Annotated in this window: 30 protein-coding genes; 9 read left to right on the top strand and 21 right to left on the bottom strand. The window is 71.2% G+C overall.

The window, feature by feature from the left end; translation table 11 throughout:
• Positions 1–9 precede the first annotated feature (9 nt).
• The 5 genes from IE160_RS11880 to purS all read right to left on the bottom strand — a co-directional run bounded on the left by IE160_RS11880 (position 10) and on the right by purS (position 2,916).
• On the bottom strand, positions 10–567 hold the full coding sequence (locus IE160_RS11880; protein WP_191151227.1) for a TetR/AcrR family transcriptional regulator: 558 nt from the start codon (positions 565–567) through the stop codon (positions 10–12).
• Positions 564–1,223, bottom strand: a complete 660-nt coding sequence (locus tag IE160_RS11875) for a GNAT family N-acetyltransferase (RefSeq protein ID WP_191151226.1) — start codon at positions 1,221–1,223, stop codon at positions 564–566. The genes IE160_RS11880 and IE160_RS11875 overlap by 4 nt, the downstream gene beginning before the upstream one ends.
• Positions 1,220–1,867 carry a hypothetical protein gene (locus IE160_RS11870; protein WP_191151225.1) on the bottom strand — a complete coding sequence of 216 codons (648 nt, stop codon included), beginning with the start codon at positions 1,865–1,867 and terminating at the stop codon, positions 1,220–1,222. Before IE160_RS11870 ends, IE160_RS11875 begins: the two co-directional genes overlap by 4 nt.
• 81 nt (positions 1,868–1,948) lie before the next feature.
• Complete coding sequence (gene purQ, locus IE160_RS11865; protein WP_191151224.1) at positions 1,949–2,647, bottom strand: phosphoribosylformylglycinamidine synthase subunit PurQ; 699 nt, start codon at positions 2,645–2,647, stop codon at positions 1,949–1,951.
• Positions 2,647–2,916, bottom strand: a complete 270-nt coding sequence (purS, locus tag IE160_RS11860; protein ID WP_179872731.1) for a phosphoribosylformylglycinamidine synthase subunit PurS — start codon at positions 2,914–2,916, stop codon at positions 2,647–2,649. The genes purQ and purS overlap by 1 nt, the downstream gene beginning before the upstream one ends.
• Before the next feature lie 119 nt (positions 2,917–3,035).
• Here purS and IE160_RS11855 point away from each other — a divergent pair, with 119 nt between their 5' ends.
• A complete protein-coding gene (locus IE160_RS11855; protein ID WP_179872730.1) occupies positions 3,036–4,211 on the top strand; it encodes a mechanosensitive ion channel family protein in 1,176 nt (391 codons plus the stop codon).
• A gap of 20 nt (positions 4,212–4,231) precedes the next feature.
• On the opposite strand, the gene IE160_RS11850 is transcribed toward IE160_RS11855, so the two are convergent.
• The 6 genes from IE160_RS11850 to purD all read right to left on the bottom strand — a co-directional run bounded on the left by IE160_RS11850 (position 4,232) and on the right by purD (position 9,796).
• Positions 4,232–4,912, bottom strand: a complete 681-nt coding sequence (locus tag IE160_RS11850) for a nucleoside/nucleotide kinase family protein (protein ID WP_191151223.1) — start codon at positions 4,910–4,912, stop codon at positions 4,232–4,234.
• Complete coding sequence (locus IE160_RS11845) at positions 4,909–5,700, bottom strand: SGNH/GDSL hydrolase family protein (protein ID WP_191151222.1); 792 nt, start codon at positions 5,698–5,700, stop codon at positions 4,909–4,911. The genes IE160_RS11850 and IE160_RS11845 overlap by 4 nt, the downstream gene beginning before the upstream one ends.
• A 39-nt stretch (positions 5,701–5,739) precedes the next feature.
• The gene (locus IE160_RS11840) at positions 5,740–6,528 is read right to left on the bottom strand and encodes an SGNH/GDSL hydrolase family protein (RefSeq protein WP_179872727.1); all 789 of its coding nucleotides are present in this window, start codon (positions 6,526–6,528) and stop codon (positions 5,740–5,742) included.
• A 117-nt stretch (positions 6,529–6,645) separates the two neighbouring features.
• A complete protein-coding gene (locus IE160_RS11835; RefSeq protein ID WP_179872726.1) occupies positions 6,646–7,527 on the bottom strand; it encodes a VOC family protein in 882 nt (293 codons plus the stop codon).
• 146 nt (positions 7,528–7,673) lie between these two features.
• Positions 7,674–8,543, bottom strand: a complete 870-nt coding sequence (locus IE160_RS11830; protein ID WP_179872725.1) for a phosphoribosylaminoimidazolesuccinocarboxamide synthase — start codon at positions 8,541–8,543, stop codon at positions 7,674–7,676.
• Positions 8,543–9,796, bottom strand: a complete 1,254-nt coding sequence (purD, locus tag IE160_RS11825; protein WP_191151221.1) for a phosphoribosylamine--glycine ligase — start codon at positions 9,794–9,796, stop codon at positions 8,543–8,545. The genes IE160_RS11830 and purD overlap by 1 nt, the downstream gene beginning before the upstream one ends.
• Before the next feature lie 50 nt (positions 9,797–9,846).
• On the opposite strand from purD, the gene IE160_RS11820 reads away from it, so the two are divergent.
• Together IE160_RS11820 and IE160_RS11815 are read left to right on the top strand one after the other, a co-directional pair.
• Positions 9,847–10,239 (top strand): sterol carrier family protein, encoded by a 393-nt coding sequence (locus tag IE160_RS11820; RefSeq protein ID WP_191151220.1) that lies wholly within the window; start codon positions 9,847–9,849, stop codon positions 10,237–10,239.
• A 35-nt stretch (positions 10,240–10,274) separates the two neighbouring features.
• Positions 10,275–10,655: a hypothetical protein gene (locus IE160_RS11815; RefSeq protein WP_179872722.1), complete on the top strand. Its 381-nt coding sequence runs from the start codon at positions 10,275–10,277 to the stop codon at positions 10,653–10,655.
• Here IE160_RS11815 and purF read toward each other — a convergent pair.
• The gene (gene purF, locus IE160_RS11810; RefSeq protein ID WP_191151219.1) at positions 10,652–12,109 is read right to left on the bottom strand and encodes an amidophosphoribosyltransferase; all 1,458 of its coding nucleotides are present in this window, start codon (positions 12,107–12,109) and stop codon (positions 10,652–10,654) included. The two genes, IE160_RS11815 and purF, sit on opposite strands and share 4 nt — an antisense overlap.
• A gap of 73 nt (positions 12,110–12,182) precedes the next feature.
• Here purF and purM point away from each other — a divergent pair, with 73 nt between their 5' ends.
• Positions 12,183–13,277, top strand: a complete 1,095-nt coding sequence (gene purM / locus IE160_RS11805) for a phosphoribosylformylglycinamidine cyclo-ligase (protein ID WP_191151218.1) — start codon at positions 12,183–12,185, stop codon at positions 13,275–13,277.
• 17 nt (positions 13,278–13,294) lie between these two features.
• Here the strand turns inward: purM and IE160_RS11800 are convergent, their stop codons facing one another.
• Positions 13,295–13,621, bottom strand: a complete 327-nt coding sequence (locus tag IE160_RS11800; protein ID WP_224744630.1) for a type II toxin-antitoxin system VapC family toxin — start codon at positions 13,619–13,621, stop codon at positions 13,295–13,297.
• On the opposite strand from IE160_RS11800, the gene IE160_RS12660 reads away from it, so the two are divergent.
• Positions 13,569–13,697: a hypothetical protein gene (locus tag IE160_RS12660; RefSeq protein ID WP_255508267.1), complete on the top strand. Its 129-nt coding sequence runs from the start codon at positions 13,569–13,571 to the stop codon at positions 13,695–13,697. The genes IE160_RS11800 and IE160_RS12660 overlap by 53 nt on opposite strands.
• On the opposite strand, the gene IE160_RS11795 is transcribed toward IE160_RS12660, so the two are convergent.
• A complete protein-coding gene (locus tag IE160_RS11795) occupies positions 13,691–13,954 on the bottom strand; it encodes a type II toxin-antitoxin system Phd/YefM family antitoxin (RefSeq protein WP_179872718.1) in 264 nt (87 codons plus the stop codon). The two genes, IE160_RS12660 and IE160_RS11795, sit on opposite strands and share 7 nt — an antisense overlap.
• Before the next feature lie 117 nt (positions 13,955–14,071).
• Positions 14,072–14,263, bottom strand: a complete 192-nt coding sequence (locus IE160_RS11790; RefSeq protein ID WP_152583838.1) for a DUF3073 domain-containing protein — start codon at positions 14,261–14,263, stop codon at positions 14,072–14,074.
• Positions 14,264–14,424: 161 nt separating this feature from the next.
• Between IE160_RS11790 and IE160_RS11785 the strand changes: the two genes are divergently transcribed.
• A complete protein-coding gene (locus IE160_RS11785; protein ID WP_179872717.1) occupies positions 14,425–15,528 on the top strand; it encodes an NAD(P)-binding domain-containing protein in 1,104 nt (367 codons plus the stop codon).
• A 2-nt stretch (positions 15,529–15,530) separates the two neighbouring features.
• Positions 15,531–15,704 (top strand): hypothetical protein, encoded by a 174-nt coding sequence (locus IE160_RS11780; RefSeq protein ID WP_179872716.1) that lies wholly within the window; start codon positions 15,531–15,533, stop codon positions 15,702–15,704.
• Here the strand turns inward: IE160_RS11780 and crcB are convergent.
• Both crcB and IE160_RS11770 read right to left on the bottom strand, forming a co-directional pair.
• Positions 15,693–16,055 (bottom strand): fluoride efflux transporter CrcB, encoded by a 363-nt coding sequence (gene crcB / locus IE160_RS11775; RefSeq protein WP_191151217.1) that lies wholly within the window; start codon positions 16,053–16,055, stop codon positions 15,693–15,695. The genes IE160_RS11780 and crcB overlap by 12 nt on opposite strands.
• Positions 16,052–16,492, bottom strand: coding sequence for a fluoride efflux transporter FluC (locus IE160_RS11770; protein WP_191151216.1), 441 nt, complete (start codon positions 16,490–16,492; stop codon positions 16,052–16,054). The genes crcB and IE160_RS11770 overlap by 4 nt, the downstream gene beginning before the upstream one ends.
• 83 nt (positions 16,493–16,575) lie before the next feature.
• Between IE160_RS11770 and IE160_RS11765 the strand changes: the two genes are divergently transcribed.
• A complete protein-coding gene (locus IE160_RS11765; protein WP_179872714.1) occupies positions 16,576–17,232 on the top strand; it encodes a hypothetical protein in 657 nt (218 codons plus the stop codon).
• Positions 17,233–17,238: 6 nt separating this feature from the next.
• On the opposite strand, the gene IE160_RS11760 is transcribed toward IE160_RS11765, so the two are convergent.
• Positions 17,239–17,913, bottom strand: coding sequence for a PadR family transcriptional regulator (locus IE160_RS11760; protein WP_191151215.1), 675 nt, complete (start codon positions 17,911–17,913; stop codon positions 17,239–17,241).
• Positions 17,910–18,764 (bottom strand): DUF4097 family beta strand repeat-containing protein, encoded by an 855-nt coding sequence (locus IE160_RS11755; protein WP_191151214.1) that lies wholly within the window; start codon positions 18,762–18,764, stop codon positions 17,910–17,912. Before IE160_RS11755 ends, IE160_RS11760 begins: the two co-directional genes overlap by 4 nt.
• A gap of 330 nt (positions 18,765–19,094) precedes the next feature.
• Between IE160_RS11755 and IE160_RS11750 the strand changes: the two genes are divergently transcribed.
• Complete coding sequence (locus IE160_RS11750) at positions 19,095–19,841, top strand: MerR family transcriptional regulator (protein ID WP_179872711.1); 747 nt, start codon at positions 19,095–19,097, stop codon at positions 19,839–19,841.
• Here IE160_RS11750 and IE160_RS11745 read toward each other — a convergent pair.
• Both IE160_RS11745 and yczE read right to left on the bottom strand, forming a co-directional pair.
• On the bottom strand, positions 19,817–19,957 hold the full coding sequence (locus IE160_RS11745; RefSeq protein WP_191151213.1) for a hypothetical protein: 141 nt from the start codon (positions 19,955–19,957) through the stop codon (positions 19,817–19,819). The two genes, IE160_RS11750 and IE160_RS11745, sit on opposite strands and share 25 nt — an antisense overlap.
• Positions 19,954–20,745, bottom strand: a complete 792-nt coding sequence (gene yczE, locus IE160_RS11740; RefSeq protein ID WP_224744487.1) for a membrane protein YczE — start codon at positions 20,743–20,745, stop codon at positions 19,954–19,956. Before yczE ends, IE160_RS11745 begins: the two co-directional genes overlap by 4 nt.
• Positions 20,746–20,791 lie beyond the last annotated feature (46 nt).

Raw genomic sequence — 20,791 nt, 5'->3', positions numbered from 1 at the left:
CACCAGAGTTCACCCAGAAGTCGGTGGGAGCGCGCGGTCGACGGCCGCGTGAAGTGCGGTGCGGTCGGGATGCTCGCCCCGCAGCGCGGCCAGCATGCCGGTGCCCTCGACCAGGGCGATGAGGTCGAGTGCGAGGTGGTGGGCGCTGATCTTCGCACCGGTGAGGGGCTCAAGGGCGGCGGCGAGCTCGGCAGCACTCGCCGCGTGCGCCGCGCCGATCGCCTCGCTGGCCCGAGGCGCGACGGAGGTGAGGAACGCGTAGTACGCGGTCGGGGAGGCGTAGGGGGCGACGGCGTCGATCGCGTCGACGTAGTCGTCGACCATGCGGTGGGCGAGTGCTCGCGGCTCGCTCGGGCGCGGGGTCGCCGAAGGGTTCACGAGGGAGGTGAAGAACCGGTCGATGACGGCGTCGAGCAGGGCTTCCTTGTTGGCGAAGTGGTGATAGACGGCACCCTTCGAGTAGGGAACGGTGTCGAGGATGCGCGCGAGGCTCGTCGCCTCGTAGCCACGCTCGAGGAACAGGCGGAACGCCGCCTCGACGATCTCGTCGCGCGCTCGCGTCGTCATGCGGTGCTCTCCTCTCTCACCGGGTGCGTCATGACGTGCACGGTGACGGGGGTCTGGGGCACGGTGCTGACGCGCACGCTCGCCACGAGGGTGAAGCCCCACCGGCGGTACCGGTCGACATTCTCGCCGTTCTCGGTCTCGAGGCGCACGCCCCAGGAGTCGACGTGCGCGCGCGCCCGGTCCACGGTCGCCTCGACGAGGGCGCGGCCGATGCCGCGGCCGCGCGCCGCCGCGGTGACACCGACGGCGGTGAGCACATGGTGGGGGTCGCGCGGTGCGTGGCGGCGGGAGGCCCGATCGGCGTCGTTGAGGAGGGTGAGGCCGCGCCCGCCCAGGAGCGGGAGCATCCTCAGAAATCTGCCGCCAGCGCGCACGCGACCGGCGAGGGCGCGCAGTCGGCCACGAGCGGGGTCGAGGATGATGGCCGCACCGAGCAGGCTGCCCTCGTCGACGGCGACGAGCACGGTGCCGCCCTGGTCGAGCGTGGTGCTCAGGCTCGTGCGGAAGATCGTGGCACGCGCGGTGTCGGGGTCGGATGCTCGGGCCGTGGCCGCCCGGATGAGCGGGTCGTGCGTGAAGGCGTCGGCGAGCAGACGCGCCGCGGCCTCGTGCTCGTAGGCGGCTGCTGGCCGGATCGTCACGGCGGTCGCCGTCATGCCGGGGCCCCCGCGTGCGTCGGAGGGTTTGTGTCGCGCGGGTCTGTGTCGCGCGGGTCTGTGTCGCGCGGGTCTGTGTCGCGCGGGTCTGTGTCGCGCCTGGCGGTGTCGCGCGCCTCAGCGCGGTGGTCGACGGCGAACGCGTAGGCGACCTTCGTGGCGAAGAGCGCGCTCACGACGAGAAGGGCCGGGCTCTGGTCGGGCAGCAGGGGCAGGCCGCACAGGATCACCGCGAGCTGGAGACCCGCCACGACGCGCTGCTCGGGGTGGCGCACTAGCAGGTTCACGACGGTCGCGGCGACGATCGTCGCCGCCCAGGCGACGAGGGCCGGCGTGAGGGTCAGGTCGAGCAGGAGCGCGACGAGGGGGAGGTGCACGTGCACGGCGATGAAGACCCAGCGCAGGCGCGGGCGCGCCGCGTAGAAGTCGGTCGTGCCGCGCGTGAGGTTCGCGATCGCGCCCGCACCGATGTCGGCGACCAGCAGGGCGGCGAGGACCGCGCGCCACACGGGCACGTCGGCGAGGGCGGGAGCCACGGCGAGCACGGGCACGGCGGCGGCCGCAGCGATGAGGACGAGGGCGAGGCGGGACTGCTGCTCGCCGAGCACCTCGTGGAGGGCCGAGGGGATGCGGACAGAACTCATGCTGCAGAACATACCGACTGGTCGGTACTGCTGCAAGAGCGCGTGAGGCGGCCCCGCGCGACGAACCGGTGCCGACTCGGGTCAGGCGGAGGCGAGAGTGGCGGTGAGCACGCTCGTGAAGAACGTGAGCCCGTCGATGCCGGAGCGCATGGCGGCGGGGGTGTCCGGCCCGAAGCCCGGCTCGACCGCGTGCTCGGGGTGCGGCATGAGGCCGACGACGTTGCCGCGCTCGTTGCGCAGGCCCGCGATGTCGCGCAGCGAGCCGTTCGGGTTCACGTCGAGGTAGCGGAAGGCGACGAGGCCCTCGCCCTCGAGGCGGTCGAGCGTCTCCTCGTCGGCGATGAAGCCGCCCTCGCCGTTCTTGAGCGGGATCGTGATCTCCTGGCCCTGCTCGAAACCGCTCGTCCACGCCGAGTCGGTGCTCTCGACGCGCAGTCGCTGGTCGCGGCGGATGAAGTCGCCATGATCGTTGCGCACGAGCCCGCCCGGCAGCAGGTGGGTCTCCACGAGGATCTGGAAGCCGTTGCAGATGCCGAGCACGGGCATCCCGCTGTTCGCCGCATCGATCACCTCCGCCATGATCGGAGAGTTCGCCGCGATCGCGCCGCACCGCAAGTAGTCGCCGTAGCTGAAGCCGCCCGGCAGCACGATCGCGTCCACACCCATGAGGTCGTGCGTGCCGTGCCACAGCGCGACAGGCTCGGCGCCCGCCAGGCGGATCGCGCGCATCGCATCGCGGTCGTCGAGGGAGCCGGGGAAGGTGATGACCCCGACGCGCATCAGTGCGTCTCTCCTGCAGGGCTCTCGTCGAGGATCTCCACCGACAGCACGGTCTCGATGACCGAGTTCGACAGCATGTCGGCGGCGACCTTCTCGATGCCCTTCAGCAGCTCGTCGTCGACCGTGTCGACCGTGAGCTCGAAGCGCTTGCCGATGCGCACATCCGTCACGTGGTCGTGGCCGAGACGGTGCAGGGCACCCGCGACGGCCTTGCCAGCCGGGTCGAGAAGCTCGGGCTTGGGCATGACCTCGACGACGATCGTGGGCACAGAAGGCTCCCTGCATGAGGCGGGTGGGGTTGAGAGCGAGTCTACCGGCGTGGTTACCCTGGAAGGCACGACCACCCCGCCCGCCCCGAGCCGCTCGCGCTAGAGAAGAAGGAGTCGCCATGCCCGACTGGAACCTCGACATCGACTGGCCCGTTCTCGCCGACGTGGGTATCGCGCTGCTCGTCGCGCTCGTCGCCGTCATCCTCGTCGTCGGCCTCATCTCCCTCATCGTGCGGCTCATCGCCCGACGGTGGGCCGGGGTCTACGCGACGTTCGGGCCGTCGCGGCGGCGGTTCCGCATCCTGCTCCTCACCCTCGCCGTGTGGATCGCGCTCGCCATCGCGCTGCCCGCCGACTACTGGCTCGATGTCTACACGCGGGTCTTCGTCATCCTGACGATCGCCGCCGGCGCCTGGTTCATCTCCGCCGTCGTGCGACTCTTCTTCGACCGCATCCTCCTGCGCTACGAAGCCACCGGAGTCACCGGCCCCGACAACCGGGTAGCCCGTCGCATGCAGACGCAGATCACCATCCTGCGGCGCCTCGCCGCCGCCCTCATCGTCATCCTCGCCGTCGCCGCCATCCTCCTCACCTTCCCGGGTGCGCAGGCCGCCGGTGCGAGCCTGCTCGCCTCCGCCGGGCTCGTGAGCGTCGTCGCCGGCCTCGCCGCGCAGTCGAGCCTCGCCAACCTCTTCGCCGGCATGCAGCTCGCCTTCAGCGACGCGCTGCGCATCGACGACGTCGTCATCGCCGACGGGGAGTACGGCCGTGTCGAGGAGATCACCCTCACCTACGTCGTCGTCAACACGTGGGACCAGCGCCGACTCGTGCTGCCCTCCACGTACTTCACGACGACGCCGTTCCAGAACTGGACGCGCGAGAGCTCAGAGCTGCTCGGCACCGTCTACCTCGACGTCGACTGGACGGTGAGCCCCGCCGCGGTGCGCCAGGAGCTCGACCGCATCCTCGCGGAGACCGACATGTGGGACGGCCGTTCCTCAGGCGTCATCGTCACCGACGCGACCGGCGGCTTCGTGCAGATTCGTGCCCTCGTGAGCGCAGCCGACGCCGGCACCCTGTGGGATCTGCGCTGCCTCGTGCGCGAGAAGCTCGTGCAGTGGGTGCACGACCAGCGACCCGAGATCCTGCCCCGCAGCCGCGTCACCTCCCGCAACCAGAGCATCGAGCGCGCCGAGTCGCGACGAGCGCTCGCCGACGGCACGGAGCACGCCGACGAGGACGACGCGGCGTCGGCGCTCGCCGCCGGCGACGGCATCGGCACAGCCGACTCGTAGGGCGGCGGCGCTATGGTCCGTCAGGGGCTGAGCAGGTAGTCCGCTCGCTCGAGCGTCGCCGCGATCGCGGCCGCGTTGCGCTCATCGGGGCCGAGAGCCCAGGCGCGTGCAGCATCCGGAGCCTTGCCGAAGGCGATGTGGCGCGCGATGAGCCGCTCGCGGCGAATGGCGTCGTCGACGACGATGCCGACGGTGGCATGTAGCAGCGGTGCGATCGCCTCCCAGCCGCCGTCATCGAGCAGCAGGTAGTTGCCCTCCACGATGACGGTCGACAACTCAGGACGCAGGGCCACGGCGTCAGCCACCGGCTCCTCGATCTCGCGGTCGAATCCGGGGGCGAGCACGGTTCGTCCTGAGTTGTCGACCTCGCGCAAGGTCGCCAGCAGGGTCGTGAAGCCGGCCACGTCGAACGTGTCGGGTGCGCCCATGCGGTCGCGGCGGCCGAGGTCTCGCAAGCGGGACTGCGGAAGGTGGAAGCCGTCCATCGGCAGCACCGCGGTGCCCGGCAGCGCGGCGGCGATCGTGGCGGCAACCGTCGACTTGCCCGCGCCGGGAGCGCCGGCCAGGCCGACGAGCAGGCGACCTGAGGCGGGCGGGTGATGGTCGCGTAGCCGCGCAACGACGGCCGCGAGAGCCGGGATACCGGCGAGACGTTCGGGCCGCGCGCGGTCGTCGGCGGTGCCGCCGCGCGCGCGGGTCATGAGGGCAGGACGCGGGCGATGCCGTGCGACCACGCGTCGTCGAGGGCGAACTCGGCCCACTCCCGGTACCCCTGCGCGCTCGGGTGGAAGTCGTCGGTGGCGAAGAACCCCTCGCTGTACGGCGGCAGCTCGGGTGACATATGCGCTCGCGGGAATCTCTCAAGAGCGCGACGAGCGGCCACGTCGAGCGCGCGGGCGTGCAGCGAGAGCGTGCTGCGCAGCGGCTCCGGCAGAATCTCGAAGCGATGGAAGGCGGGCAGCGCCCCGATGAGCACGATCGCACCAGGGTGCGCGGCGAAGATGTCGTGCAGGATGCGCTTCACGTCGCGCCGAAACGCCCGGTCGCTTCGCACCTGCATGGCGTCGTTCGCGCCGATGCTCAGCACGATGAGGTCGGCAGGCTCGCTCAGAGCCTCGGCCAGGTGGTCGTCCATGACGTCGCGCGCGGTCGCCCCATTGCGCCCCCGGGCGCGCCATCGCACTGGATGCTCGGTCCGCTCCGTGAGCCCCGCCGCGAGGTGCCCGGCGAGACCCTCGGAAGCATCGTCGGCGCCCACGCCGACCGCCATCGAGTCGCCCAGCACGAGCAGCTGCAGCGGATCGGTGCCGCCACCGCCCTCCCACGGGCGCGGCGCCTCTGGCAGCTTCGGCACCGTGCGGCGCACCTTCACCGTCTGCGGCACGAGCACGGGGGCGAGCGCGAGAGCGATGGCCCGGCTCAGACGGCGGCCGCGCAGCGGTCGGGAAGACTGCGGGCCGGACGTCTGCGGGCGGGAGGTCGGGGGCACGGTCGCGAGTCTACGGGCGCGTCACGGCGACGAGCCGGGTCAGTGGTCGTCGAGCAGTCGCAGAAACCCGATGCTGTCGGCGTCGTCGACCGCGAAGGTGGCCCAGTCCTGGTAGCCGATCGCGCTCGGGTGAAAGTCGTCGCTCGCGAAGAAGCCGTCCGTGTACGGCGGGGGTGGCGGCGACATGTGGGCGCGGGGGTGGGCGTCGACGAGCGCGCGTGCCTCGCGCTCGAGGGCTTGCGAGTGCCGGTACAGGCTGCGCCGCAGCGGCTCGGGGAGCAGTCGGAACCGGAAGAAGGCCGGCAGGGACGACATGAGCAGTGCCGACTGGGGATGCTCGGCGAACGTTCTCTCGAGAATGCGTCGAATGTCGCGGCGGAAGGCGCGGGCCGAGCGCAGGGCGAGGGCGTCGTTGGCCCCGACCGTGAGGAAGACGAGGTCGTAGGGCCGCTCGAGGGCCGCGGCGAGGTACTGCCGCACGAGGTCGCGCGCGGTCGCCCCGTTGCGGCCCGCCGCCCACCACTGCACGGGTCGCCCGGTGCGGGCGGAGAGCGCTTCCGCCAGGCGACCGCCGAGCCCCAGCTCGGCGTGGTCGACGCCCACGCCGGCCGCGGTCGAGTCGCCGATGACCAGCAGGCGCAGCACTCGCTCGCTACCGCCACCCTCCCCGCCGGGGCCGTCGACCCTGCCCTCCCAGGGCAGGGGAGCGTCGGGCAGCCGCGGCGTCTCGCGGCGCAACCTGCGGCCCTGCCCGAGCAGCACGGGCGCTTGCGCGGCGGCGATCGCGCGGCTCAGCCGCAGCCGCCGCGGATGCCGGAAGTCATTCACGAGTGGCGAGTCTAGGCGCACCCACCCACCCGCCTCTGTGCCAGATCTGGCGCATATGGGCGCTCGAGCCCGAGGGTGAACGCCCTTTCGCGCCAGATCTGGCACAGGGGGTGCGGGTTACGCAGAGGCGAGGCGGATGCGCGTGCCCCATGGGTCGTCGAGCTCGAGGGTGCGGCCGTCGTCGCGCACGGCCACTCCGTGGTGCTGCAGACGCTCGGCGGTGGCGCCGAGCTCATCCGCGTTCGGCAGGGAGATGTCGACCTGGCCGAGCCCGAGCGCGGGCATCCGGCGGCCGGCACCGGCGCTGCGCCACACGTTCATCGCCATGTGGTGGTGGTAGCCGCCCGCGCTCACGAAGATCGCCTGCCCGCCGAACGAGGTCGTCAGGTCGAAGCCGAGCCGGTCGACGTAGAAGTCGCGTGCGGTCGCCGTGTCGCCGACGCTCAAGTGCACGTGGCCGACGACGCTCGGCGCGGTGCCGTGCGCGGCGAGCGCCTCCTCGGTGAGGTGCTCGCGCAGAAACGCGTTCGGGTCGAGGAACAGCGTGCTCATCTCGACCTGCCCGTGCACCCACGACCACTGAGTGCGGTCGCGATCCCAGTAGAGCTCGACGCCGTTGCCTTCGGGGTCGTCGAAGTAGAAGGCCTGGCTCACGAGGTGGTCGCTCGATCCGGTGAACCGCTGCGGATGCGCCGTCGCGACCGTGTACACCGCCGCGGCGAGCGCGGCTTGCGTCTCGAACAGGATCGCCGTGTGGAAGAGCCCGGCCTCGCGCGGCCCCGCATGCTTCAGGGTCGGGCTGTGCCGAAGAACGACGACGGGCACGGATGCTGCGCTCGCGTCGCCCACGCGCCCGAGCACGACGACCGGCCCGTCGGAGGTCAGCACGCTCAACCCCACCGCATCCCGGTAGTACGCCGTCATGGAATCGAGGTCGGCGACGTCGAGGGTGACGGCGCCCATGGCGGTGTCGGCGGCGAGCCGTGCGGAGTCGGTCATGCGTGCGTCAACGCGCGAGCATCCCGCCCCATTCCTCGGGCGCCGCGCCGCGGTGCCGCGCCCCCTGTGCCAGATCTGGCACGAACGGGCAGCAGCTCTCCCCGCGCGCGCCCTTTCGCGCCAGATCTGGCACGGGGGGCGCGGGACTACGGGGTGAGGCGGGCGAGGAGCTCGCGGTAGCGGGCCGCCGTGCGCGACACGATCTCGGGGGGCAGCGCGGGCGGGGTGCCGGTGCGGTCCCAGTGAGACGCGAGCCAGTTGCGCACGATCTGCTTGTCGAAACTGTCGAGCCGCGAGGGCCCGCCCGCCGCATACAGCTCGGCATCCCAGTACCGCGAGCTGTCCGAGGTCAGCACCTCGTCGGCGAGGGTCAGCTCGCCCGTGCCAGGGTCGGTGCCGAACTCGAACTTGGTGTCGGCGAGGATCACCCCGCGCTCGGCGGCGAGAGCGCTCGCGCGCGCGAAGATCGCGAGCGACGCATCCCGCAGCGCTGCGGCGACCGGCGCACCCACGAGCTCGACCGAGCGCTCGAAGGTGATGTTCTCGTCGTGCTCACCCATCGGCGCTTTCCACGCGGGCGTGTAGATCGGCTCGGGCAGCTGGTCGCCGTCGCGCAGACCTGCCGGCAGGGGGATGCCGCACACGCTCTGCGTGGCCTGGTACTCGACCCAGCCGGATCCACTGAGGTAGCCGCGCACGACGCACTCGACGGGGTGCATGTCGAGCCGCCGCACGAGCATCGCGCGGTCGGCGACCTCGGCGGGAACCTCGGGCAGGTGGTCGCCCACCGCGAGGTGGTTGGGCATGTCGAGCTGGTCGAACCACCAGCGGCTCAGCTCGGTCAGCAGCGCGCCCTTGCCCGGGATGCCCGGCTCGAGCACGTGGTCGAACGCACTGACCCGATCACTCGCGATGACGAGCATGAGCGCCGGGTGTTCGGCGTGCTCGTAGAGGTCGCGCACCTTGCCCGAGTAGGCGTGCTGCCAGCCGAGCTGAGGGAGGGCATCCACGGGCATCAGGCCACGCGCGCCGCGATGTCGGTGCGGTACTGGCCGCCTTCGAGCTCCAGCAGCCCGATCGCCTCGTAGGCGCGCGCGCGGGCCTGCGCGAAGTCGGCGCCGGTGGCGACGACGCTCAGCACGCGACCGCCGGTGGCGACGTAGCCGTCGTCGGTGCGGGCGGTGGCGGCGTGGCACAGGTGCACGCCCTCGACGGCCTCGGCCGCGTCGATCCCGGTGAGGGGGCGGCCGGTCTGAGGGGACTCGGGGTAGCCCTCGCTCGCGAGCACGACGGTCACGCAGGCGTCGTCGCGGAACTCGGGCCGGGGCATCCCGCTCAATTGTCCGGTGGCGGCGGCGTACAGAAGCTCGCTCAGGGGGGTGGCGAGGCGCGGCAGCACGACCTGCGTCTCGGGGTCCCCGAAGCGCGCATTGAATTCGATGACGCGGATGCCCTGCTCGGTGACGATGAGGCCGCAGTAGAGCAGGCCGATGAAGGGGGTGCCCTCGGCGTCGAGCTGGCGGACGGTGGGCTCGGCGACCGTGCGGATCACCTCGTCGACGAAGCCCTCGGGAGCCCACGGCAGGGGAGAGTAGGCGCCCATGCCGCCCGTGTTGGGGCCGGCGTCGCCGTCGAGCGCGCGCTTGTAGTCCTGCGCGGGGCTCAGCGGCAGCACCGTGTGGCCGTCGCTCACGAAGAAGAGGGAGACCTCCTGGCCGGCGAGGAACTCTTCGACGAGCACCCCGCCCTGCTGCAGGTAGTTCTCGGCGTGGGCGAGAGCGGCGGCGCGGTCGTCGGTGACGATGACGCCTTTGCCGGCGGCGAGCCCGTCGGCCTTGACGACGTGCGGGGCGCCGAGCTCGTCGAGCGCGGCCTCCACCTCGGCGAGGGTGCCGGCGCGCACGGCACGACCGGTGGGTACGCCCGCGGTGTCCATGATGCGCTTGGCGAACGCCTTCGAGCCTTCGAGCTGCGCGGCGGCGGCGCCGGGCCCGAATACGGCGATGCCGCGCTGGCGCACGGCGTCGGCGACTCCCGCGACGAGCGGGGCCTCGGGCCCGATGATGAGCAGCTCGATGTCGTTGTCGACGCAGTAGTCGGCGACGACGGCGCCCTTGGTGGCGTCGAGCGCGACGGTCGGCACGACGGCGGCGATGCCGGCGTTGCCGGGCGCGGCCGTGATTTCGTGCGGTGCCGCGCTGCCTTCGCTGAGCAGTGCGGTGATGATGGCGTGCTCGCGCGCGCCCGAGCCGAGGACGAGGATTCTCACCCGCCCAGCCTACTGACGCTGCGCGCCGCTGCTCGGCGTACTCTCGGGGCATGGCCAGGCCCCGCATCGACGACGCCGAGGGACGCGCTGCCGTGCGGGCGGTCACCGAGGCGAGCTCTCCGGCCGCGGGGGGCGATACGGATGCTCCGCCCCCGCGCGAGACGCTCGCACTCGCCGTGCGCTACACGCTGCAGCTGCTCGCCGAGACGGCGCCGGGCCGCTCGGTGGAGGTGCGGGTTCCCCCGTTCGGCGCCGTGCAGCTCGTCGAGGGCGTGCGGCACACGCGCGGCACGCCGCCCAACGTCGTGGAGCTCGACGCGCAGACCTTCCTCGACATCGCGACCGGCGGCCTCTCGTGGTCGCAGGCCTCGCAGGCCGGTCGCGTGCGTGCGTCAGGCAGTCGCTCCGACCTGTCGGCGCTGTTCCCGCTCGAGCTGCCCTGAGCCGGAGCCCAGTCGCCGTGCGCGAGAATGGGGGCGTGAGCGACCAGCCGACCCCCGCATCCGAGCCCGCATCTGATCGCGACCGCGTCACGGTGCGCCGCGCGCCGCGCATCAGCGCCTTCCTCGTCGTCGGCGGCTTCCTCGGGTTCCTGGCGACGCTCATCGTCACGAGCCTGTTCGAGGCCGACCCCGGGGTGGGCTTCGCGGCCTCGCTCGCCTACTTCTCGCTCTACGGCGTCTCGGCCGGCGTGCTGGTCGGTGCCGTGCTCGCGGTGCTCGCCGATCGGCGCTCCCGCCGTCGCGCTCGCACGATCGAGATGGAGCGCGAAGAGGTGCCCGCTGAGCCGGAGACTGCTGAGCCTGACACTGCCGAGCCGGAGACTGCTGAGCCTGAGTCGCCCGGCGACGAGAACTAGCTGTTCTGGTTGGCCTCGACCCACGCGAGGTACTCGGGGCTCACGGTGCCGGTGATGTAGTCGCCCGTGAAGCAGCTCATCTCGAGCTCGGTGATGTCGCTGCCCTCGAGAATCGCCGCCTGCATGTCCTCCACCTCCTGGTAGATGAGGTGGTCTGCACCCATCTCCTGAGCGATCTCGGGAATGCGGCGGCCGTGCGCGACGAGCTCGCGCGAGGTGGGCATGTTGATGCCGTAGACGTGCGGGTAGCGCACGGGCGGGGCCGCCGAGGTGAAGGTGACTTCATTGGCGCCGGCGGCGCGCGCCATCTCGACGATCTCGCGCGAGGTGGTGCCGCGCACGATCGAGTCGTCGACGATGAGGATGTTCTTGCCGGCGAACTCGCTCGACATGGCGTTGAGCTTCTGCTTGACGCTCTTCTTGCGCTCCGACTGCCCCGGCATGATGAACGTGCGGCCCACGTAGCGGTTCTTGTAGAAGCCTTCGCGGTACTCGATGCCGAGCTTCTGGGCGACCTGCATCGCGGCGGGCCTCGAGGAGTCGGGGATCGGCATGACGACGTCGATATTGCCCGTGGGGGCGTAGCGCTCGATCGAGGTCGCGAGCCGGTTGCCGAGCCGCAGGCGCGCCTCGTAGACGGAGATGCCGTTCATGACCGAGTCGGGCCGCGCGAGGTACACGTACTCGAACGAGCACGGCGCGAGGCGCGGGTTCGCGGCGCACTGGCGGGAGACCATCTCGCCGTTGGAGGCGATGAACACGGCCTCGCCGGGGGCGAGGTCGCGCACGATCTCGTAGTCGCCGGCTTCGAGCACGAGCGACTCGCTCGCGACGATCCATTCGTCGCCGGTGAGGCCCGTCGTGCGGCGCCCGAGCACGAGGGGGCGGATGCCGAACGGGTCGCGGAAGGCGAGTAGACCGTGGCCGGCGATGAGGGCGATGGCGGCGTAGGAGCCTTCGACGCGCTCGTGCAGGCGGCTGATGGCGGCGAACACTTGGTCGGGGTCGAGATCCTCACCACTCACCTGCTGCTGCAGCTCGTGGGCGAGCACGTTGACGAGCAGCTCGGTGTCGCTATTGGTGTTGAGGTGCCGGCGGTCGACCTCGAACAGCTCGCGCGTGAGCTCGCGCGTGTTCGTGAGGTTGCCGTTGTGGACGAGGATGATGCCGTACGGCGCGTTCACGTAGAACGGCTGCGCCTCCTCCTCCTTGGAGGCGGAGCCGCGCGTCGCGTACCGCACGTGGCCGAGCCCCATCGTGCCGAGGAGCGAGCGCATGTCGCGCGTGCGGTAGGCCTCGCGCACCTGACCCTTCGCCTTGACGAAGTGCAGCACGCGCCCTTCGGCGGTCGCGATGCCGGTCGAATCCTGGCCCCGATGCTGCAGGAGGGCGAGTGCGTCGTAGACCTGCTGATTGACGGGGCTCGACGAGACGATCCCCACGATGCCGCACATGCGGTGCCTGCTCCAGACCGTAGAGTGGTGACTGCTTGCGACCAGTCTGGCAGACCGCGGATGGGATGAACGAATGACGAACTCCTACGCCGCGGCAGGCGTCGACACGGCCGCGGGGGATCGCGCCGTCGAGCTCATGAAGGCCTCCGTCGCGGCCACGCACGGCCCCGAGATCGTCGGCGGCGTGGGCGGTTTCGCCGGGCTCTTCGACGCGAGCGCCCTGCTCGGCTACCGCCGCCCGCTCCTCGCCTCGAGCACCGACGGCGTCGGCACGAAGGTCGCGATCGCGCAGGCCCTCGACATTCACGACACGATCGGGCAGGACCTCGTGGCGATGGTCGTCGACGACATCGTCGTGGTCGGCGCGAAGCCCCTCGTCATGACCGACTACATCGCGTGCGGCAAGCTGCACCCCGAGCGCATCGCCGACATCGTGCGCGGCATCGCCGAGGCCTGCTCCGCGACGGGCACCGCCCTCGTCGGCGGTGAGACCGCTGAGCACCCCGGGCTCTTGGGGCCGGACGACTACGACGTCGCGGGCGCCGCGGTCGGCGTCGTCGAGGCCGATGAGCTGCTCGGCCCCGACCGCGTGCGCGACGGCGACGTGGTCGTCGGGATGGCGTCGAGCGGGCTGCACAGCAACGGCTTCTCGCTCGTGCGGCACATCTTGGCCGAGCGCGGCATCGGGTACCACGATGAGCTGGCCGAGTTCGGGGGCGTCGTGGGCGAGACGCTCCTGACTCCCACCGCGCTCTACACGGCGCCGTTGCTCGAGCTGCTCGCCGAGCATCCGGGAGCCGTTCACGCGCTCAGCCACGTGACCGGCGGCGGCCTCGCCGCGAACCTGGCGCGCGTGCTGCCCTTCGGCAGCTGGGTCGAGCTCGACCGCACGAGCTGGAGCCCGCCGAGCGTCTTCCGCGTGCTCGCCGACCTCGCCGGCGACAGCCTCGAGTCGACCGAGGGAACGTGGAACCTCGGTATCGGGATGCTCGCCGTCGTCGCGCAGGACCGTGCGGCCGACGTCGTCGCGGCTCTCGAGTCGCGCTCAGTGCCCGCATGGGTGGCGGGCAGCGTGTCGACTGCGGCGCGCGAATTCGACGGGTTCGAGCAGGGCGCCAAGGGCGTCACGGGGGGAGCCGCGCGGCTCGTCGGTTCCTACCGGGCCTGAGCGGAGCATCCGCTCGATCAGTGCGGCGCGAGCACCGCGACACCGTTCGCGCGGCACGCGTCGGCGAGGCGGTGGTCGTACGTGACGACGGCCTCCAGATCGTCCCCGAGGCCCAGCGCTGAAGCCAGGTGCAGAGCATCGAGAGCACGCAGTGTTCGAGGTTCGAGCCTCCCGGCCGCTTCACACACTTCGGTCGTCACCGGTACGAGTGTGAGCGCCTCGAGCACTTCACGTGCCGATACCAGGCGGTCTGGAGCACCGCGACGAACCGTGCGAAGGAGCTCGGTTCGCGTGAGGTCGCTGCTGACGGGTTCGACCGTCGATACGCGCGCGGCGTCTCGCAAGGCGGTCGTCTCAGGTTCTGCGACGACGAGCTTCACGAGTGCGGATGTGTCGAAGTACAGCGCCACGGATCAGTAGCGCTCGTCGTCGCGGATCTCGGCCAGGACGGGAGTCAGAGGCGGGGCCTCGGTTGGCGCGGGAAGCGAGGCGAGGTCGCGACGCGCACGGCGCGCCGTGCCGTTGGCCAGCATGCGCTGCAGTGGCGATGCCGCGATCGAGGTCAGCTGCGCCACCGGGCGACCACGATCAGTGATCGTGACCGTCTCGCCGGCAGCCGCGTCGGCCACCACCGCGGACGCGTTCTGCTTGAGCGCTCGAATTCCGACTTCTGCCATGTTCTTCATTGTAGAACAATGGCCGAGATCACGGTGCAGGGATCAGTCAGTGGCTCCGCTGGGGAGTGTTGCCGCTGATGGATCGTTGGGATGGAGGGATGGGTGCACCCGCCAGCGTCACGCAGTCTGCGCGTCGTCTTCCGTCTCGTCGTCGTCCTCAACGAGGTGCGCCCACTTGTCTTCGTAGTCGGGCTCGCTCGAGGGCACGCCGAGCTCACGCTCGAGCGCGCTGAGGTTGGTGTTCGGGCTGGAGTACTTCAGCTCGCGTGCCACCTTGGTGTGCTTTGCCTTCTGTCGGCCGCGCCCCATGCGTGACCCCCTCACAAGTGTGTCGACGGATGGCCCGGTGAAGGACCGAGAGCGCCGAGTCGGGATGGTAGAAAAACTGTGGCGAAGTTTATCACGCGAGCCCTGCTCGACCAGCCTCCCTGCGGTGCTCGCGGTCGAGTGCGCCCGGTAGCCTATTCCGGGTGAGCGCGCCCGATCTGACCACCTCCTGCGTGGTCATCGGTGCGGGCCAAGCAGGTCTCTCGGTCGCCTTCTATCTGCGCCGCCTCGGCCTCGAGCCGGGCGAGGAGTTCGTGGTGCTCGATCGCGGGCCGCGCACGGGCGGCGCGTGGCAGCACCGTTGGGAGGCGCTGCGGCTCGGTTCGGCGCACCGCGTCAACGACCTGCCGGGCATGGACGAGCTCGGCCTGAGCTTCGAGACGGCCGACCACCACGCGCCCGCGCGCGACGTCGTCGCCGACTACTACGCGCAGTACGAGGAGCACTACGGCCTGCAGGTCGTGCGGCCCGCGTCGGTCACGCGCGTGGAGGATCTCGGCGGGCCGCTACTCGTGCGCTTCGACACGGAGAACGGGCCGTTGGAGCTCGCCGGGTCGACGATCGTCAATGCGACCGGAACGTGGGGCTCGCCGTTCGTGCCGCATTATCCGGGCATCCGCGAATTCGAGGGCCGTCACGTGCACACGGCCGAGTACACGGATGCGACCGATTTCACGGATCAGGATGTCGTCGTCGTCGGGGCCGGTACGAGCGCTATCGGCTTCATTCTCGAGCTCGAGCCACACGCGCGCAGCATCACGTGGGCGACGCGGCGGCCGCCCCAGTTCCTCGACGAGGCCGTGCTCAACCTCGAGGCCGCCGAGAAGGCCGTCGCTGCGCAGGACGACGCGGCGCGCGCCGGTCGGGCGCTGCCGAGCATCGTGAGCGGCACGGGCGTGCCCCGCACGCGGCGCATCCAGGCGGCGGTCGATCGGGGCGTGCTCGAGTATCGGCCGATGTTCGACCGCATCGAGCCGGACGGTGTTCGCTGGGACGAGTTCGACGTCTTCCAGCCGGCGCAGGCGATCGTGTGGGCGACGGGCTTCCGCCCCGAGCTGCGGCACCTCGCCCCCCTCAAGCTGCGCGAGAAGGAGGGCGGCGTGACCGTCGCGAGCCACCACTCGGAGCGCGATCCGCGCGTCTTCTTCGCCGGCTACGGGCCCGCTGCCTCGACCATCGGCGCGAACCGGGCCGGGCGCAACATCGCGCGGCAGGTCGTCGCGACGCTCAGCAAGATGGGACGGTAGGCATGGACCTGATCACGATCGTGCTCATCGTGACGCCCATCGTGCTCGGGGTGATCCTGCTCGTCATCGGGGTGATCTTCTTCACCGTGGTGATACCGCCGACGCGGCAGAAGCTGGCGGAGCGGCGCGCTGCTGACGCTGCCGAGCGCGAGGCGAGTGAGAGCTCAGACGAGTAGCAACGCGGCGGTGAGCCCGAGGAGCGTGGCAGGAACGGCGAGGGCGAGGTTGAGGGCGACGCTCGCGGTTGCAGCGCGGTGCTTGCCCTCCGACACGAGCTGGATCGTCTCGACGGCGAACGTGCTGAAGGTCGTGAGGCCCCCGCACACGCCGCTCACGATGATCAGCTGCACGGTGGGGTCGAGGGGTGCGCCGAGGGCGACTCCGGCCACGAATGACCCGACGACGTTGACTACGAGCACGCCCCACGGGATGCGACCGCGGCCCGCGAGGCTCACCGACGTGAGCTGACGGAAGACGGCGCCGAAGGCTCCGCCCACGGCGACGGCGAGCAGCACGAGGGGGGTCACTCGTCGACCTCCACCATGGTGGGCGACCCTCCGTGCGCGAGCCGGGAACCGAGGACGAGGCCGAGCCAGGCGGCGAGCATCCCGAACCCGATGCTGAGCACGATCGACAGCACCGCGCCCACGACGTCGCCCGCCTGCGCGAGGGCGACGATCGAGACGGCGAACGCTGAGAACGTCGTGAACGACCCCAGGATGCCCGGCCCCAGCCCCACGCGCACCCAGCCCGGCACGCGAGGCCAGAGCGCCGCGACGAGCAGGCCGAGCACGAAGGCTCCGACGACGTTGACGAGCAGGGTGCTGAGGGCGAACTCCTCCAGGTCGTGCACGATCGCTAGGTCGAGGAGCACGCGCAGGGTCGTGCCGATGAGGCCGCCGACGAACACGGCGAGCAGGTCGCGTGGGGACGCGCCCGCCCTGCTGCGTACCGGTGCCGTCACCTGCGCGAGCCTAGCCCCGCCGGGCCCGATGCGCGGGACCAACGGCCCTGCCGACGCCGAGGTGCGCTCATTACACTGGCCGGGTGACTGACGCCGCGCCCTCAGCCGATCGGCCGCGGCGTCGGCGGCTCTGGCCGTGGATCGTCGGCGGCTTGCTCGCGATCGTGCTCGTGCTCGTCGCCCTCGTCGTCGTGCCCATCCTGCTCGCGACGCCGCAGGGCTCCTCCGGGCAGGCGCGCGTCGACGGGTATCCGACGAGCGTCACCGCCACCGGGGACGACGAGCGCACGCGCACCCTCACCGTCGCCACACCCGACGGGGATGCGCCCCAGCTCGACTCCGTCAGCGCGGGCGACCGCCTCGTGGTCACGGGCGACGGGTTCGACGGGTCGCGCGGCCTCTACGTGGCCGTGTGCGCGATACCCGAGCAGCTCGACGGCAAGCCCGGCCCGTGCCTCGGAGGCGTCGGCTCGCAGGAGGTCGAAGAGTTCGAGGAAGGCGTCGTGCAGTACGCCGCCTCCAACTGGATCAACGAAGCCTTCGCCTGGCGGCTCTTCGGCGCGCGCTCCTTCGACGACGGCGAGGCCGGCACCTTCACCGCCTACATCGAGCTGCCGCCCGCCGCTGACGAGAACGTCGACTGCCGCGAGGTCGAGTGCGGGCTGTACACGCGCAACGACCACACGGCGTCGGCCGACCGCGTGCAAGACCTCTACGTGCCGCTGCGCTGGGCTGAGTAACCGCGCCTAACGCACGAGCCCCAGCACGTCGGCGCGCAGGCGCGACAACCGCGACTCGAGCTCGTCGACTGCGCCCTCGAGCTCGTCTCCGCGCGCCGCCGCCGAGCGCAGCTCCGTGCGCACGTCCTGACGAAACTCGGCGAGCAGCACCTCGGCGCGCTGCACCTGAGCCCGAGCATCCGACCGCGACTCGTGCAGCGTCGAATGCAGCGACGTCGTCGCATCCCGCACCGCCTCGTGAGCCTCCCGTGCGGCGTCACGCGCGGCGCTCGACGCCGTCGCCGACGATGCGGCACCCGCCTCGCGACCCGCAGCAAGCTCGGCCCGCAGCGTCGTCATCGCCTCCGACACCGACGCGCGCACCTCGTCGGCCAGGCGCCGCACCGAATCGCCGATGCCGTTCTCGATGCCCTCCAGCTCGTCGCGCCGGTCGTTGAGCTCGGCCCGCCCCGCATCGGTGAGCGCGTAGACCGTCTTGCGGCCGTCCGACTCCTTCGTGACGAGCCCCTCCGTCTCGAGCTTCGCCAGGCGCGGATAGATCGTGCCCGCCGACGGCACGTAGGTGCCCCCGAAGCGGTCGCTCAGCGCCTGGATGATCTCGTAGCCGTGCATCGGCCGCTCGTCGAGCACGAACAGCAGGTACAGGCGCAAGTGACCGTGGCCGAAGACCGCGGGGCTCATGAGGCGGCCTCCGAAGCGGCAGGCTCGCCATCCGCAGCGGCATCACCGGATGCTGCGCGCACCGTGTGCACGACCGACACGTCACCCGACACCGAGTGGGCGCGCACCTCCGTGAACGACCCCGCCAACTCGCCGTAGCGACCCGTGTACTGGCCCTTCACCCCGCTGATCTGCGCGTCGTCCAGCTGCAGCCGACCGCTCAGGGTGCTGATCGAGTACTGGGCCGGGCGGCCCGCGTCGAGCCGCACCGTCAGGTCGCCCGACACCGTGCTGTTGCGCACCCGATCAGGCCCGCCGTGCAGGTCGGCGACGACGTGCGCCGAGACGCCGTCGCACGTGAACCGGCGAATCTCACCAGACGCGGTCACGTCACCGCTCACCGTCTGCACCGTCAGATCGCCGTGCAGCCCGCGCACCGACACCTCGCCGTTCACCGCGTGCACCGACACGTCGCCGACGACCCCGTCGAGCACCACGTCGCCGTTCACCGTGTTGACGGTCACCTCGGAGTGCAGCCCGCTGATGAGGCCCTCCGCCGACACGGCGTTGAACGAGAGCGTCGCCGTACGCGGCACCAGGATGCTCACCTCTGCCCGCGCCTTCACCCCGAACAGGCGGAAGTTCTCGAAGAAGGTCTCCCACTTCAGCTGCGGGTGGTCGATCACGAGTGTGTCGCCCTCGAGCGCCACCTTGAGGTCGCGACCCGACACCGAGTGCACTTCCACGCGCGCGCCCGGCTCGTCGTGGCCGACGATGTCGATCTGCCCGCCGATCAAGCCCACCTTCAGCCGCCGCACGATCTCCAGATCGATGACGGTCGGGTCGGTGACGATCCAGGTCTCCTGGGCCATAGACGTGCTCCTCGTTCGAGCCCCGGCGGGGCATCCATAACGCGATATATCGCGTGTTCGGAACTCACGATATATCGCGAGCGCGACCTGCGCAAGAGGGAGCCCCGGACTGGTCCGACCCAGGGCGCCACGCCGCGCCTAATCACGCCGAAAGTGACAAACCACGCGAAACATTCCACGTGGTTTGTCACTTTCGGCCACGCGAGCAGCCGAGTCGCGCACGTCACCGGGAGCTCGCGTCGCGAATGTCTTGACCTTGACGCAGCGTCAACCTCTAGCGTGGGGCTCCCACCCGACCGCCGGGTGTTGTGAGAGTCGAAGGAGAGCGCGATGCAGTGGTCGATCCAGGAGATCGCCCGACTCGCGGGCGTCACGAGCCGCACCCTGCGGCACTACGACGACGTCGGACTGCTGCCCCCGACGAGCATCGGCACCAACGGGTACCGGTACTACGACGAGGCGGCGCTCACGCGCCTGCAGCGCATCCTCATGCTGCGCGAGCTCGGGCTCGGCCTGCCCGCGATCGCCGAGGTGATCGCCGGTCAGGCCGACGACGCCCGCGCGCTCGTCACCCACCTGCGCTGGCTCGAGAACGAGCGGGCGCGGGTCGAGCGGCAGATCGCGAGCGTGACCACGACCATTCGGAAGACGGAAGGAGGTGAACAACTGATGGCAGAAGAGATGTTGGACGGATTCGACCACACCGTCTACAAGGACGAGGTGGTCGAGCGCTGGGGCGCCGACGCCTCCGCGCGCAGCGACCGCTGGTGGCGCGAGCTGGGGGCCGACGGCCAGGCGCGATTCCAGGCTGAAGCAACCGAGATTCAGCGCGGCTACGCGGGCGCGGCCGAAGCGGGAGAGCCCGCCGACGCCCCGAGCGTGCAAGCGCTCACCGCGCGGCACTACGCGTGGGTGCGCGCGGGCTGGGGCGGCACGGCGCCGAGCGCCGAGGCGTACCTCGGGCTCGGCGACATGTACGTGGCCGACCCGCGCTTCGCGCAGCACTACGGCGGCGCCGACGGTGCCGCGTACGTGCGCGAGGCGATGCGCGTCTACGCGCGGAACGAACTCGCGTAGTAGCCGTGGTGCGAGCGGACGGGTAGGGGCCCATACCCGTCCCTCGCGATCACCTCGACCGTCGCGACGATCGCCCACACCGCGAGGCCGGCGAGGGCCGTGGTGAGCGCGATCACGAGCCCACCACCACGATCGGAGCCGTCGGGTTCGTCGGGTCGTCAGGGTTCGGGCGGGGCGCACCCGGCTCGTGCGGACCGGCGACGGGCGTAGCCGCCGGCCCGCGGTCTGAGGGTGCCGCATCGGTGGGCGCTGCGGGTGCCGAGGGCACCACGGGCGCTGCCACCACGGCATCCGACGGCAACGGCACGCGCAGCCGCGGCAGCGTCACGTGCACCATGGGCCCGATGAGCAGCGCGAACGCGACCGTGCCGAGCCCGACGTTGCCGCCGAGCAGCCAGCCGATCGTTAGCACCGTGAACTCGATCGTGCCGCGCACCGCCCAGATCGGAAACCCGAAGCGCGCGTGCGCGCCCGTCATGAGGCCGTCGCGCGGCCCCGGGCCGAACCCCGCGCCCACGTAGAGACCGGTCGCCACGGCCAGCAGGGCGAGGCCGCCGCCGAAGATGAGGATGCGCGCCCACAGCTCCTCGGGAACCTCGAACGCCCACAGCCCCACCTCGAGGGCCGGCCCCACGAGCAGCACGTTGAGCACCGTGCCGATACCGGGCTTCTGCCGCAGCGGAATCCACAGCAGCAGCACGAGGGCGCCAATCAGCACCGTGACCAGTCCAATTCCCCACCCCGTCTGCAGGTCGGCGCCCTGGGCGAAGACCGTCCACGGGTCGAGCCCGACGGCCGCCTCGATCATGAGAGCCAGGGCGATTCCATAGAGGAAGAGCCCGATGAAGAGCTGCGTCCAGCGGCGCACGAGGAGACGAGGAGCAGGGTGCTGGAGCGACGACATGACCACAGTCCACCGCGTGAGTGGACCGTTGCGCAAGATGCCAATC

The organism is Chryseoglobus sp. 28M-23 (assembly GCF_014789785.1).
Classification (GTDB): domain Bacteria; phylum Actinomycetota; class Actinomycetes; order Actinomycetales; family Microbacteriaceae; genus Microcella; species Microcella indica.
The sequence above is the reverse complement of the archived record's forward strand: the minus strand, read 5'-3'. Positions and strand labels throughout refer to the sequence as shown.

What these genes read in the sequence shown, in the direction of transcription:
- IE160_RS11880 (WP_191151227.1), bottom strand. Translation starts at nt 567, where the DNA reads ATGACGACGCGAGCGCGCGACGAGATCGTCGAGGCGGCGTTCCGCCTG.
- IE160_RS11875 (WP_191151226.1), bottom strand. Translation starts at nt 1,223, where the DNA reads ATGACGGCGACCGCCGTGACGATCCGGCCAGCAGCCGCCTACGAGCAC.
- IE160_RS11870 (WP_191151225.1), bottom strand. Translation starts at nt 1,867, where the DNA reads ATGAGTTCTGTCCGCATCCCCTCGGCCCTCCACGAGGTGCTCGGCGAG.
- purQ (WP_191151224.1), bottom strand. Translation starts at nt 2,647, where the DNA reads ATGCGCGTCGGGGTCATCACCTTCCCCGGCTCCCTCGACGACCGCGAT.
- IE160_RS11855 (WP_179872730.1), top strand. Translation starts at nt 3,036, where the DNA reads ATGCCCGACTGGAACCTCGACATCGACTGGCCCGTTCTCGCCGACGTG.
- IE160_RS11850 (WP_191151223.1), bottom strand. Translation starts at nt 4,912, where the DNA reads ATGACCCGCGCGCGCGGCGGCACCGCCGACGACCGCGCGCGGCCCGAA.
- IE160_RS11835 (WP_179872726.1), bottom strand. Translation starts at nt 7,527, where the DNA reads ATGACCGACTCCGCACGGCTCGCCGCCGACACCGCCATGGGCGCCGTC.
- IE160_RS11830 (WP_179872725.1), bottom strand. Translation starts at nt 8,543, where the DNA reads ATGCCCGTGGATGCCCTCCCTCAGCTCGGCTGGCAGCACGCCTACTCG.
- IE160_RS11820 (WP_191151220.1), top strand. Translation starts at nt 9,847, where the DNA reads ATGGCCAGGCCCCGCATCGACGACGCCGAGGGACGCGCTGCCGTGCGG.
- purF (WP_191151219.1), bottom strand. Translation starts at nt 12,109, where the DNA reads ATGTGCGGCATCGTGGGGATCGTCTCGTCGAGCCCCGTCAATCAGCAG.
- purM (WP_191151218.1), top strand. Translation starts at nt 12,183, where the DNA reads ATGACGAACTCCTACGCCGCGGCAGGCGTCGACACGGCCGCGGGGGAT.
- IE160_RS11795 (WP_179872718.1), bottom strand. Translation starts at nt 13,954, where the DNA reads ATGGCAGAAGTCGGAATTCGAGCGCTCAAGCAGAACGCGTCCGCGGTG.
- IE160_RS11790 (WP_152583838.1), bottom strand. Translation starts at nt 14,263, where the DNA reads ATGGGGCGCGGCCGACAGAAGGCAAAGCACACCAAGGTGGCACGCGAG.
- IE160_RS11780 (WP_179872716.1), top strand. Translation starts at nt 15,531, where the DNA reads ATGGACCTGATCACGATCGTGCTCATCGTGACGCCCATCGTGCTCGGG.
- IE160_RS11760 (WP_191151215.1), bottom strand. Translation starts at nt 17,913, where the DNA reads ATGAGCCCCGCGGTCTTCGGCCACGGTCACTTGCGCCTGTACCTGCTG.
- IE160_RS11755 (WP_191151214.1), bottom strand. Translation starts at nt 18,764, where the DNA reads ATGGCCCAGGAGACCTGGATCGTCACCGACCCGACCGTCATCGATCTG.
- IE160_RS11750 (WP_179872711.1), top strand. Translation starts at nt 19,095, where the DNA reads ATGCAGTGGTCGATCCAGGAGATCGCCCGACTCGCGGGCGTCACGAGC.
- yczE (WP_224744487.1), bottom strand. Translation starts at nt 20,745, where the DNA reads ATGTCGTCGCTCCAGCACCCTGCTCCTCGTCTCCTCGTGCGCCGCTGG.